The sequence below is a fragment of the Corynebacterium sp. HMSC05H05 genome, assembly GCF_001807265.1.
Classification (GTDB): Bacteria; Actinomycetota; Actinomycetes; order Mycobacteriales; family Mycobacteriaceae; genus Corynebacterium.
In genome coordinates, this window is record NZ_KV788422.1 from 114,220 (window position 1) to 124,924 (window position 10,705).

Sequence of the window (10,705 nt, forward strand, 5' to 3'; positions counted from 1 at the left end):
GCATGGGGGAGATATTCGGTCAAGTCGGCGAGCTGCTGTTGCCGCGGAAATGCGCGGGCTGTCGCGCGCCGGGGCCGCTGCTGTGCCCTGCGTGCCGCGAAGGCCTGGCGACGCCACCGCAGCGGGTATTTCCCAACACCACCCCGCACGCGCCGGTGTTCGCGCTCGGACCGTACGCCGACCCGCACCGCGGGGTGATCCTGGCCATGAAGGAGCGCAATCACCTGGCTGTGCGCCGCCATGTCGGCGCGGTGCTCGCGGCCGCGCTGGAGTACCTGGAGGCGCGCGGCGAGATCCCTGCCGGGGCGGTGCTGGTGCCGGCGCCCACGCGCACCCGCTCCGCACGGGCGCGCGGCGGGGACCCGGTGGAACAGGTCTGCCGCGCCACCGGCAGGCGGGTGGCGCCGGTGCTCACGCTGGACCCGCGGACGGCGGACCAGTCCGGCCTGGACGAAGCCGGGCGGCGGGCCAACCTTTCGGGGCGCGTGCGCATTTCCGGCGTGCCCGCCGGCCGGGTCGTGCTTGTCGACGACGTAGTCACCACCGGCGCGACGCTGCAGGCCAGTGCCACTCTTTTGCTCTCGCGCGGGGCAGACGTCGCCGCGTGTGTGGCGCTGTGCGCGGCGTAGCGGCGGGGTCCCGGCGGGGGCTTGGCGGGGGCTTGGCGGCGGATTCCTGACAGATGACGGCGGCCGTTTGCGCCGACCTGGGCCTCAAGGGCCAGCCTGACAGATTCCGCCGCGATGTGTCGGGCAGGGTAGCGAGCTTTCGTCAAAACCGGCCGAATTGGTCATAACCAGTTGTATAGTGGTGGTGGACACAGTTCCTACTACCGCAAGGGAGGACGCAGATGACGTCTGCAGACCGTAACCCGATCCAAGAGACGCTGAGCCCGGACGCCCAGGTCACCATCACCGGGCGAAACGTCGAGGTCCCAGAGCATTTCCAGGAACGAGTGAACGGCAAGCTGGCCAAGATTGAAAAGCTTGACCCGACGCTGAAGTCGTTCCACGTGGAGCTGCAGCACGAGAAGAACCCGCGCCGCGAGGCGGAGGCGGAGCGCATCCAGATCACCGCCACCGGCTCCGGCCACCTGGCCCGCGCCGAGGCGAAGGAAGAGAACTTCTACGCTGCGCTCGAGGTCGCCGTGGACAAGCTGGAACGCTCGCTGCGCAAGGTCAAGGCACGTCGCAACATCGCGATGTCCGGCCACCGCGCGCCGAAGAGCACCGGCGTGATCGCCGCGGAGATGGAGGCGGACGCGAAGGCCGAGCAGGAGCGCGCCGCCCAGGAGGCCGGCAAGTACGACGTGGACCCGTACGCAGACCAGGTCGAGGACATCGTCCCGGGCCAGATCGTGCGCTCCAAGGTGCACCCCAACGCGCCGCGCAGCGTGGACGACGCGCTGAGTGAGATGGAGCTGGTGGGCCACGATTTCTACCTCTTCATCAACGAGGAAACCAACCGCCCGGCAGTGGTCTACCGCCGCCACGCGTTCGACTACGGCTTGATCGAGCTCGCCCCGGAAGGGGAGGCCGAGTAACCGCAGCTCAACCTACTAAACCGCGCCCCGGCTCAGTTCTGTCTATGGTTCTGGGCTGGGGCGGGGTTCGTCGATAGGCAATTGTGCCTATGGGGTTGTCTATACCCCGGGAGGCGTGCGTACAATGGCCGGTTGTATCACCTTGGCCCTGTCAACCCATCAGTAAAGGACTTTGCACACGTGTTTGGACTGTCAAAGCTGCTCCGTGCCGGTGAGGGGCGCACCGTAAAGCGCCTTGCCAAGATCGCCGATCAGGTCATGGCGCTCGACGACGAGTACGCCGCGCTGACCGACGAGGAGCTCAAGGCCAAGACCGCCGAGTTCAAGGACAAGATCGCAGACGGCGCGAGCCTGGACGACATCCTGCTCGACGCGTTCGCCACCGCCCGCGAAGCCTCCTGGCGCGTGCTCGGCCAGAAGCACTTCAAGGTGCAGATCATGGGCGGCGCCGCCCTGCACTTCGGCAACGTCGCCGAGATGAAGACCGGTGAAGGCAAGACCCTGACGTCGGTGCTGCCGGCGTACCTCAACGCCCTTTCCGGCAAGGGCGTGCACGTGGTCACCGTCAACGACTACCTGGCTAAGCGCGACGCCGAGATGATGGGCCGTGTGCACCACTTCCTGGGCCTGGAGGTGGGCGTGATCCTCTCCGAGATGCGTCCGGCTGAGCGTAAGAAGGCGTACGCGGCGGACATCACCTACGGCACCAACAACGAGCTCGGCTTCGACTACCTGCGCGACAACATGACGCGCTCCGTCGACGACATTGTCCAGCGCGGCCACAACTACGCCATCGTGGATGAGGTGGACTCCATCCTCATCGACGAGGCGCGTACCCCGCTGATCATCTCCGGCCCGGTGGACGGCTCCAGCCAGTTCTACAACGTGTTCGCGCAGCTCGCGCCGCGCATGCGCGAGGGCATCCACTACGAGGTGGACCAGCGCAAGCGCACCGTGGGCATCTCCGAGGAGGGCGTGGAGTTCGTCGAGGACCAGCTGGGCATTGACAACCTCTATGCCCCGGAGCACTCGCAGCTGGTCAGCTACCTCAACAACGCCATCAAGGCGAAGGAGCTGTTCGAGCGCGACAAGGACTACATCATCCGCCAGGGTGAGGTCATGATCGTGGACGGCTTCACCGGCCGCGTGCTGGCAGGCCGCCGCTACAACGAGGGCATGCACCAGGCCATTGAGGCCAAGGAGCAGGTGGAGATCAAAAACGAGAACCAGACCCTGGCCACGGTGACCCTGCAGAACTACTTCCGCCTCTACGAGAAGCTGTCCGGCATGACCGGTACCGCCGAGACTGAGGCGGCGGAGCTGCACCAGATTTACAAGATGGACGTTGTCCAGATCCCGCCGAACCGCCCGAACCAGCGCACGGACCGCGACGACTTGATCTACAAGACCCAGGAAGCGAAGTTCGCGGCCGTGGCGGAGGACATCGCGGAGCACGCGGCCAAGGGCCAGCCGGTGCTGGTGGGCACCACCTCGGTGGAGCGCTCCGAGTACCTGTCGCAGCTGCTCACCCGCAAGGGCGTGCAGCACAACGTGCTCAACGCGAAGTACCACGAGGAGGAGGGCCGCATCATCGCCGAGGCCGGCCTGCCGGGCAAGGTGACCGTGTCCACCAACATGGCTGGCCGCGGCACCGACATCGTGCTCGGCGGCAACCCGGAGATTCTCCTGGACGCGAAGCTGCAGGCGCAGGGCCTGGACCCGCTGGAGGATTCGGAGCGCTACCAGGAGGCGTGGGACGAGCAGCTCCCGGCTGCCAAGGAGCGCTCGCAGCAGCTTGGCGACGAGGTGCGCGAGGCCGGCGGCCTGTACGTCATCGGCACCGAGCGCCACGAGTCGCGCCGCATTGACAACCAGCTGCGCGGCCGCTCCGGCCGCCAGGGCGACCCGGGCGAGTCCCGTTTCTACCTGTCCATGCGCGACGAGCTCATGGTGCGCTTTGTGGGCCAGTCCATGGAGAACATGATGAACCGCCTCAACGTGCCGGACGATGTGCCGATTGAGGCGAAGATGGTCTCCAACGCGATTAAGGGCGCGCAGTCCCAGGTGGAGAACCAGAACTTCGAGATGCGCAAGAACGTGCTGAAGTACGACGAGGTGCTCAACGAGCAGCGCAAGGTGGTCTACCGCGAGCGCCAGGAGATCCTGGCCTCGAAGGACATTGCCGGCCAGGTGCGCCGCATGATCGATTCCACCATCGGCGCGTACGTCGACGGCGCGACCGCCGATGGCTACGTGGAGGACTGGGACCTCGACGGCCTGTGGAACGCGCTGGAGTCCCTGTACGGCCCGACGGTTAGCGCGCAGGAGCTCATCGACGGCGACGAGTACGGCCGCGCCGGCGAGCTCACCTCGGAGCAGCTGCGCCAGGCGCTGCTCGACGACGCGAACGCCCAGTACGACAAGCTGGAGGAGAACGTGGCGTCGATTGGCGGCGAGGAGCAGATGCGCAACTTGGAGCGCATGGTGATCCTGCCGATCATCGACACGAAGTGGCGCGAGCACCTCTACGAGATGGACTACCTCAAGGAGGGCATCGGCCTGCGCGCGATGGCGCAGCGCGACCCGCTGGTGGAGTACCAGAAGGAGGGCGGCGACATGTTCAACGCGATGAACGAAGCTGTCCAGGAGGAGACCGTGCGCCAGCTGTTCACCATGCGCAAGCAGTTTGAGACGCAGGAGACCGAGCAGGCTGAGGCGGGCGGCTCGACCGTCGTCTAGCAATTTGCTTATCGACGAGCTGCCGCCTCACAGCACCTTGAAGGAGACCAGCTTGCCGTCGCAGATTTTCGCGGCGTAGGCCCTCCTGGTGCCGTCTTGAGTTTCGACGGTGCCGAAGAATTCACCGCCCTCGCGGGCGTGGCAGGTAACCACCTGGAGCCTGTCCGCCGCGGGGGCGGTGCTTGTCGGTGCGTTTGTTAGCGCCGCCGCGTGCTGGCGGGCGCGGATGTGGGCGCGCACCGCAGGCGCGAAGCGCCAGGCCATCATGGACGTGGCGCGGTGTTTGCTCAGCGCGGCGTTGAGCGCTTCCGCCACGACCGGTTCGACCTCGGCGGCAGCGTTCGGCGGCGGAGCCGCGGACCCGGAGTTGCGCGCTTGGATGAGCCGGCCGAGCACGGCTGGGCTCCGGTTCAGCTGCGGCACGAGCACTTGCACGTGCCGGTGCCCTGGGGCGGTGTAGTACATGGCGGGTGTCCTCCCTCAACTGAGCGGGAATGCGTAGCGGAGGGGGACGGGCGTGGCTCGGGGTAGGTAGTATTGTCCACGTTCGCAGCCGCCCGTGTAAAGGGTGTGCTCACTACAGTAGGCATCCGCGACGCAACCAACGAAAGAGGGAACCCTTGCAGGGCTTGATCATCGATTACGCAGGAGTGCTGGACACCGGTGCAGAGGACGAGCAGCGCTGGAAGACCCTCATTCAGGCGGTGAAGGCGAAGGACATCGCCGTGGGCATCCTCTCCAACGAGGAAGGCGACGGCGAGATGGCGGAAAAGATCCGCGAGTGGGAGTTCGGCGGTGTAGTCGACGCTGTGGTGCTCTCCGGCGAGATCGGGGCGGAAAAGCCGGAGCGCGCCGCGTTCCAGGCCGCGGCCGACGCGATCGGGGTGGACCTGAACGATTGCGTGATGATCGACGACGACATCATGAACGTCCGCGCCGCGGTCGAGTACAACATGATCGGCATCCTGCACACCGCCATCGACCGCACCGCGGTGGAGATCCAGTCCCTGTTCGACGTCGAGGGCGAGTTCTAGTGCGCGTCTACATCCCCGCGACCTTCGGCATGCTCGCGGCGCTGGAGGACAACCGCCTGATCCACGCCCGCAACGGCTGGGCGTTCGCCGCCACCGAGGCGCTGCACGAGTTTTTCACCTCCGGCGACCAGGAGGAGATCGAGGCCGTGGCGTTCGACGACGCGGCGATGGCGTCCATCCGCCTTTTGGCCATCGGCGACGAGGAGCGCCACCCGCACCGCCGCGTGGTGGTCTCCGCGGACGTGCCGGATTCTCAGGCCACCCCGGATCCGGAAATGGGCGAGTCCGTGGTGAAGCTGTCCGCGCCGGTGAACCTCGAGGACATCGCCGCGATCCACGTGGACATCGCGGAGGTCGAGGAGGCCACCGCGAAGGCCATCGAGGTCATCGACGCCGCCGACCTGGGCGACGAGGACGCGGAGCTTGCCGTGGGCGACGCCCAGGACAACTACATGGCGTTCTACGACCCGAGCGAGCTACCGGTGCTCGTCGAGCTGCTTTAGCTCCCACTCGTTGTTGGAGTGCAGGGCAGCCAATAGGCCACGCACTGCCGCGGCCCGGCGGCCGACGGGGGAGGCCGGGTCCAGCTCGTCCCAGGCGCACTCCGGATCCGCCGGGGGACCCAAGTGCGTGCAGCCGCGGGGGCAGCGCTGCGCCGCCTCTTCCAAGTCCGGGAAGACGTCCACGATTTCTTCGGGGGAGACGTGCGCCAGGCCGAAGGAGCGGATGCCGGGGGTGTCGATGATCCAGCCGCCGCCGGGGACCTCGAGGGCCACGGACTGGGTGGAGGTGTGCCGGCCCTTGCCCACGCCGGAGACCTCGCCGGTTTCGCGGTCCGCGTCCGGCACGATGCGGTTGACCAGGGTGGACTTGCCCACGCCGGAGTGGCCGATGAGGGCGGAGACGTGGCCGTCGATAAGCTTGCGCAACTGCTCCACCCCGTCCTCGACGCCGGTGCGCAACACCTCCACCCCCATGGCCTCCAGCTCGCGCTCGAAGTCTGAGGGGTCCGCGAGATCGGTTTTGGTCACGCACACCACCGGGGTCACGCCGCCGACGAAGGCGGCGATCAGCGCGCGCTCGACAAAGCCGGTGCGCGGCGGCGGGTCGGCGGCCGCGACCACGATGAGCATCAGCTGCGCGTTGGCCACGATGATGCGCTCGTAGGGGTCCGTGTCGTCCGCTGTGCGGCGCAGCACCGAGGTGCGCTCTTCGCGTTTGACGATGCGGGCGAGAGTGTCTTTCGCCCCCGAGGTGTCGCCGACCACGCCGACGCGGTCGCCCACCTCGATGGAGGTGCGCTTGAGCTCGCGGGCGCGGGTGCACTGCAGGCGGGTGCCGGCCTCATCGAGCACCACACCCCAGCGTCCGCGGTCTTTGGCCACCACGAGGCCGAACTCGGCGTCGTCGTGCGTGGGGCGGTTCTTCGAGCGTGGGCGCGAGCCCTTGCCGGGGCGCACGCGCACATCGGACTCGTCGTAATCGGCGAAGCTGCGGCCCATTACTGCGCCACCACCTCCGCCCACATGTCGGCGAAGCCGGGCAGTGTCTTGGAGGTGGTGTCGATGTTTTCCACCTCGACGCCGTCGACCACCAGGCCGATGATGGCGCCGGCAGTGGCCATGCGGTGGTCGTCGTAGGTGTGCCAGGCGCCGCCGCGCATCCGCGTCGGGGTGATGCGCAGCCCGTCGACGAGCTCCTCGCAGCTGCCGCCCAGCCCGTTGATTTCGCGTGACAGCGCGGCCAGGCGGTCGGTTTCGTGGCCGCGCAGGTGTGCGATGCCGGTCAGCTCGCTCGGCGTGGTAGCGCAGGCGGCGATGGCGGCGACGGTGGGGGCGAGCTCGCCGATGTCGCTCATGTCGATGCGGATGCCGCGCAAGTTGCCGGCCTCCGGGCCGCGCACGCGCAGGGTGTGGCCGGCGCCGGCGGCCTCCAGCTCCACTTCGCAGCCCATGTGCTCCAGGATGGAGCACATGGTCGCGCCCGGCTGGGTGGTGGCCACCGGCCAATGCGGGATGCGCACCTCGCCGCCTGTGACTGCCGCGGCGGCCAAGAACGGTGCGGCGTTGGACAGGTCCGGCTCGATTTCCCAGTGGGTACCGCGGATTTCCTGCGGCTCCACGGACCAGGAGTTGGCGGTAGCCTTGACCTCAACGCCTGCGTCTTCCAGCATGGCCACCGTCATCTCGATGTGCGGCATCGACGGCAAGGTGCCGCCGGTGTGGCGGATCTGCACGCCGCGCTCGAACCTTGGTGCGGCGAGCAGCAAGCCTGAGACGAACTGGGAGGAGCCGGACGCGTCGATCTCCACCGGGCCGCCCTCGGCGTGGCCGGTGCCGTGGACTGTAAACGGCAGCGCATCGCCTGCCACGGAGACGCCCAGGGTGCGCAGCGCGTCCAGGATGGTGGACATGGGGCGTTTGCGGGCGTGGGCGTCGCCGTCGAAAAGCACGGGCCCATCCGCGAACGCCGCGACGGGCGGCACGAACCGCATCACGGTGCCCGCTAGGCCGCAATCGACCTCGGTGGAGCGCAGCTTGCCCGGGGACACGCGGATAGTCTCGCCGTCGCGCTCGATGGCGGTGCCCATGGCGCGCAGCGCATCTTCCATCAGGTCCGTGTCGCGCGAGCGCAGCGCCCCGACGATGGTGGACGGGCCGGACGCGAGCGCCGACAGGATGTAGGCGCGGTTGGTCATGGATTTCGACCCGGGCACCTTTTGTGTGTGGGTGATCGGGCTGGGGTGAAACGGCGCAGTCCACATCTCTGTCATGGAAGTCATGATAATGGAGCGCATGTGCGGACGATTCGTTCTTTTCACGTCAGGCGACGACCTTGTTCAGGAGGTGGCGGGCCTTCCCGGCATCGCGGAGGTGGAGGCCCCGGACGGCACCCCGCCGCCGCGCTACAACATCGCGCCCACCCAGCAGGTGCCGTTGATCAGGGTCGCGGAGGCGACAGCGCGTATCGACGCCGCGCGGTGGGGCCTGTTGCCCACCTGGAAGAAGGACGAAACCGGCCCGCCGCTGTTTAACGCCCGGGGCGAGACGGTGGCCGAGAAGCCGTCGTTCCGTAGCGCGTTCAAGGCGCGCCGCGGGCTGATGGTGCTGGACGGCTACTACGAGTGGAAACCGACGGAAAGCGGCAAGCAGCCCTACTTTGTGCGCCCGGAAGAAGGCATGCTGTACGCCGCCGCGCTGTGGGAGACGGGGCTAGACCGCCTATCGACGACCATGGTCACCACCGAGGCCACGGAGAACATGGCGTGGCTGCACCATCGCCTGCCGCTGTTTCTGCGCGAGGACGAGATCCGCACCTGGGTCGACGGCACCCCGGAAGAGGCACTGGGACTGGTGCACCCCTCCCGGGTGGCGGGCACCCTGGTGTGGAACGAGGCGGCCCAGGAGGTGGGCAACACCAGAAACGACTACGGGGAGCTGATGGGGGAGAACACTACGGCGCGCTGATCGGCGCGAACGTCGCCCCGGTCAGCTCCGCCAAGTCGCGTGGGTGCAGCTGCGCGGACAGGCCGCGCTGGCCGGCGGAGACGTTGACGGCGGGCAGGTCGGCCACGGAGGCGTCGATAAGCGTTTTCAGCTTTTGCTTCGTGCCAAGCGGCGAGATGCCGCCGACGACGTACCCGGTGGCGCGCTGCGCCTTGGCCGGATCCGCCATCTCCGCGCGCTTCCATCCGAGCGCCTTCGCCGCGGCTTTTAACGAGAGGTGCCCGTCCACGGGAACGCAGCAGATGGCTAGTTCGCGCTCGTGCGTGATCACCATCGTTTTCAGCACCGACGCCGGATCCAGCCCAAGCTCCTCGGCTGCGTGGGTGCCGAAATGGTCCTGGCTGGGGGAGTAGGTCAGCACCTTGTGCTCGGTGCCTTGCAGTGCGGTCAGTGCGTGCGTTTTCTCGGCCATGGCCACAGGGTAGCGAGAGGAAACAGTGGCCCTACAATGGCTCACATGCCCGAAACCGAGCCAGACGCAGGCGTACGCGATGACCTGAAGGCGCGCTTCAACGAAGAAGCGATGCCGCTTTTGGACCAGCTGTACGGCGGCGCGCTGCGCATGACGCGCAACCCGCAGGACGCCGAGGACCTGGTGCAGGAGACCTATTTAAAGGCCTACAAGAACTTCGGCAGTTTCACACCCGGCACCAACCTCAAGGCGTGGTTGTACCGGATTATGACGAACACGTACATCAACTCCTACCGCAAGAAGCAGCGTCGCCCGCTGGAAACTTCCGCGGACGACGTGACGGACAACCAGCTGTACACCTCCAGCTCGCACGACTCCACAGGCTTGGAGTCCGCGGAAGTGGAGGCGCTGAAAGCCATGCCGAACTCCCGGATCTCTGAAGCGCTCAACGCGTTGAACGAGGACTACCGCATGGTGGTCTACTACGCCGATGTGGAGGGGATGGCGTACAAGGAGATCGCGGAAGTGATGGAAATTCCCATCGGCACCGTGATGAGCCGGCTGCACCGGGGAAGAAAACAGCTTCGCGGGATGTTGAAAGACGTGGCGAAGGAACGCGGTATCGGTCTCGGCCATGCTGATATGGCAAATGCCGCCGGTAAGCAGGACGCGAAGGAGAAGTAATGTCCACTGGACACACCCACACCGACGCTCACGGCTGCGAGGCCACCCACCGCTTGCTGTGCGAGCTGTTCGACGCAGACACCGCCCCCGAGCGTCGCGAGGAGATCAAAAAAGACCTGGCGGCTTGCCCCGAGTGCCTGGCCATCGCACAGTCTGAGCGCGACGTGCGCGCCATGGTGCGCGAGTGTTGCGGCCCCGCGAAGGCCCCGGAGCCGTTGCGCCAGCGCATCATCGCCTCCATCACCACGGTGAGCTACACCGAAGTTCGCTATAGATAAGGCCTTTGCTTCTCGCCCGCAGCCCGGAGGTTGCGGGCTTTTTCGTTGTTTGAGGAGCTTTTTGCTTTGCGACGGCCACCTGCCGCCGCATCGGGGGTGAAAAACGGGGGTAGTGGGGTTTTCCGGATTGCTGAACAATCCGCGGATCTTTGAACAATCCAGGGGGTTTTTGGGTTTTCTGAGGGAAAAGCCAGGGAAAATGCGAGCCCATGAGTTGTCTAGGCAACCCAAACACGCAGGTAAATGTGGAATCAGCAAAAACTATGCGTGGAAACACCTTAGAGTGCATAAAATGCAGTTCTGCCGGATTGTTGAACCATCTACGGGCGGCGGCAATTTGATCGTTGAACAATGCTGACGAAACCGCGCAACACCCCCGCAGATTGATGAACAATCCGCAGGCCACAACGGGTGAAAACGTTGAACAATCCGGAAAGAATGTTCAACGATTTAGGGGATTTTTCAGACTCGCCGCAAGCGTTTTACCAGCGCATATTCGGTGCATAAAC

12 protein-coding genes are annotated in these 10,705 nt (G+C 66.3%); 8 read left to right on the plus strand and 4 right to left on the minus strand.

Annotation, left to right across the window (positions count from 1 at the left end):
• The first annotated feature begins 2 nt into the window (after positions 1 to 2).
• The 3 genes from HMPREF3151_RS11390 (at position 3) to secA (ending at position 4,282) form a co-directional block, all read left to right on the plus strand.
• Positions 3 to 629 (plus strand): ComF family protein, encoded by a 627-nt coding sequence (locus HMPREF3151_RS11390; protein WP_070476156.1) that lies wholly within the window; start codon positions 3 to 5, stop codon positions 627 to 629.
• Positions 630 to 850: 221 nt separating this feature from the next.
• Positions 851 to 1,543 carry a ribosome hibernation-promoting factor, HPF/YfiA family gene (gene hpf / locus HMPREF3151_RS11395; protein WP_070476159.1) on the plus strand — a complete coding sequence of 231 codons (693 nt, stop codon included), beginning with the start codon at positions 851 to 853 and terminating at the stop codon, positions 1,541 to 1,543.
• 180 nt (positions 1,544 to 1,723) lie between these two features.
• Positions 1,724 to 4,282, plus strand: a complete 2,559-nt coding sequence (secA, locus tag HMPREF3151_RS11400) for a preprotein translocase subunit SecA (protein ID WP_070476162.1) — start codon at positions 1,724 to 1,726, stop codon at positions 4,280 to 4,282.
• Positions 4,283 to 4,309: 27 nt separating this feature from the next.
• Here the strand turns inward: secA and HMPREF3151_RS11405 are convergent, their stop codons facing one another.
• The gene (locus HMPREF3151_RS11405; RefSeq protein ID WP_070476165.1) at positions 4,310 to 4,747 is read right to left on the minus strand and encodes a hypothetical protein; all 438 of its coding nucleotides are present in this window, start codon (positions 4,745 to 4,747) and stop codon (positions 4,310 to 4,312) included.
• A gap of 155 nt (positions 4,748 to 4,902) precedes the next feature.
• Here HMPREF3151_RS11405 and HMPREF3151_RS11410 point away from each other — a divergent pair, with 155 nt between their 5' ends.
• Together HMPREF3151_RS11410 and HMPREF3151_RS11415 are read left to right on the plus strand one after the other, a co-directional pair.
• On the plus strand, positions 4,903 to 5,316 hold the full coding sequence (locus tag HMPREF3151_RS11410) for an HAD family hydrolase (RefSeq protein WP_070476168.1): 414 nt from the start codon (positions 4,903 to 4,905) through the stop codon (positions 5,314 to 5,316).
• Positions 5,316 to 5,819 (plus strand): DUF6912 family protein, encoded by a 504-nt coding sequence (locus HMPREF3151_RS11415; RefSeq protein ID WP_070476171.1) that lies wholly within the window; start codon positions 5,316 to 5,318, stop codon positions 5,817 to 5,819. The genes HMPREF3151_RS11410 and HMPREF3151_RS11415 overlap by 1 nt, the downstream gene beginning before the upstream one ends.
• On the opposite strand, the gene rsgA is transcribed toward HMPREF3151_RS11415, so the two are convergent.
• Entirely contained in the window at positions 5,793 to 6,818 is a 1,026-nt protein-coding gene (gene rsgA / locus HMPREF3151_RS11420) for a ribosome small subunit-dependent GTPase A (RefSeq protein ID WP_070476174.1), read from the minus strand. The genes HMPREF3151_RS11415 and rsgA overlap by 27 nt on opposite strands.
• Entirely contained in the window at positions 6,818 to 8,089 is a 1,272-nt protein-coding gene (aroA, locus tag HMPREF3151_RS11425; RefSeq protein WP_210383741.1) for a 3-phosphoshikimate 1-carboxyvinyltransferase, read from the minus strand. The genes rsgA and aroA overlap by 1 nt, the downstream gene beginning before the upstream one ends.
• 22 nt (positions 8,090 to 8,111) lie before the next feature.
• Here aroA and HMPREF3151_RS11430 point away from each other — a divergent pair, with 22 nt between their 5' ends.
• Complete coding sequence (locus HMPREF3151_RS11430; RefSeq protein WP_070476229.1) at positions 8,112 to 8,783, plus strand: SOS response-associated peptidase; 672 nt, start codon at positions 8,112 to 8,114, stop codon at positions 8,781 to 8,783.
• On the opposite strand, the gene ybaK is transcribed toward HMPREF3151_RS11430, so the two are convergent.
• Positions 8,770 to 9,234 carry a Cys-tRNA(Pro) deacylase gene (gene ybaK / locus HMPREF3151_RS11435; protein ID WP_070476177.1) on the minus strand — a complete coding sequence of 155 codons (465 nt, stop codon included), beginning with the start codon at positions 9,232 to 9,234 and terminating at the stop codon, positions 8,770 to 8,772. The genes HMPREF3151_RS11430 and ybaK overlap by 14 nt on opposite strands.
• Positions 9,235 to 9,279: 45 nt before the next feature.
• Between ybaK and HMPREF3151_RS11440 the strand changes: the two genes are divergently transcribed.
• Complete coding sequence (locus tag HMPREF3151_RS11440) at positions 9,280 to 9,918, plus strand: sigma-70 family RNA polymerase sigma factor (protein WP_070476181.1); 639 nt, start codon at positions 9,280 to 9,282, stop codon at positions 9,916 to 9,918.
• Complete coding sequence (locus HMPREF3151_RS11445) at positions 9,918 to 10,196, plus strand: hypothetical protein (protein ID WP_070476184.1); 279 nt, start codon at positions 9,918 to 9,920, stop codon at positions 10,194 to 10,196. The genes HMPREF3151_RS11440 and HMPREF3151_RS11445 overlap by 1 nt, the downstream gene beginning before the upstream one ends.
• Positions 10,197 to 10,705 lie beyond the last annotated feature (509 nt).

Coding starts and splice junctions, on each gene's coding strand:
- HMPREF3151_RS11390 (WP_070476156.1), top strand. CDS start 3: ATGGGGGAGATATTCGGTCAAGTCGGCGAGCTGCTGTTGCCGCGGAAA.
- hpf (WP_070476159.1), top strand. CDS start 851: ATGACGTCTGCAGACCGTAACCCGATCCAAGAGACGCTGAGCCCGGAC.
- HMPREF3151_RS11405 (WP_070476165.1), bottom strand. CDS start 4,747: ATGTACTACACCGCCCCAGGGCACCGGCACGTGCAAGTGCTCGTGCCG.
- rsgA (WP_070476174.1), bottom strand. CDS start 6,818: ATGGGCCGCAGCTTCGCCGATTACGACGAGTCCGATGTGCGCGTGCGC.
- aroA (WP_210383741.1), bottom strand. CDS start 8,089: ATGACAGAGATGTGGACTGCGCCGTTTCACCCCAGCCCGATCACCCAC.
- HMPREF3151_RS11430 (WP_070476229.1), top strand. CDS start 8,112: ATGTGCGGACGATTCGTTCTTTTCACGTCAGGCGACGACCTTGTTCAG.
- ybaK (WP_070476177.1), bottom strand. CDS start 9,234: ATGGCCGAGAAAACGCACGCACTGACCGCACTGCAAGGCACCGAGCAC.
- HMPREF3151_RS11440 (WP_070476181.1), top strand. CDS start 9,280: ATGCCCGAAACCGAGCCAGACGCAGGCGTACGCGATGACCTGAAGGCG.
- HMPREF3151_RS11445 (WP_070476184.1), top strand. CDS start 9,918: ATGTCCACTGGACACACCCACACCGACGCTCACGGCTGCGAGGCCACC.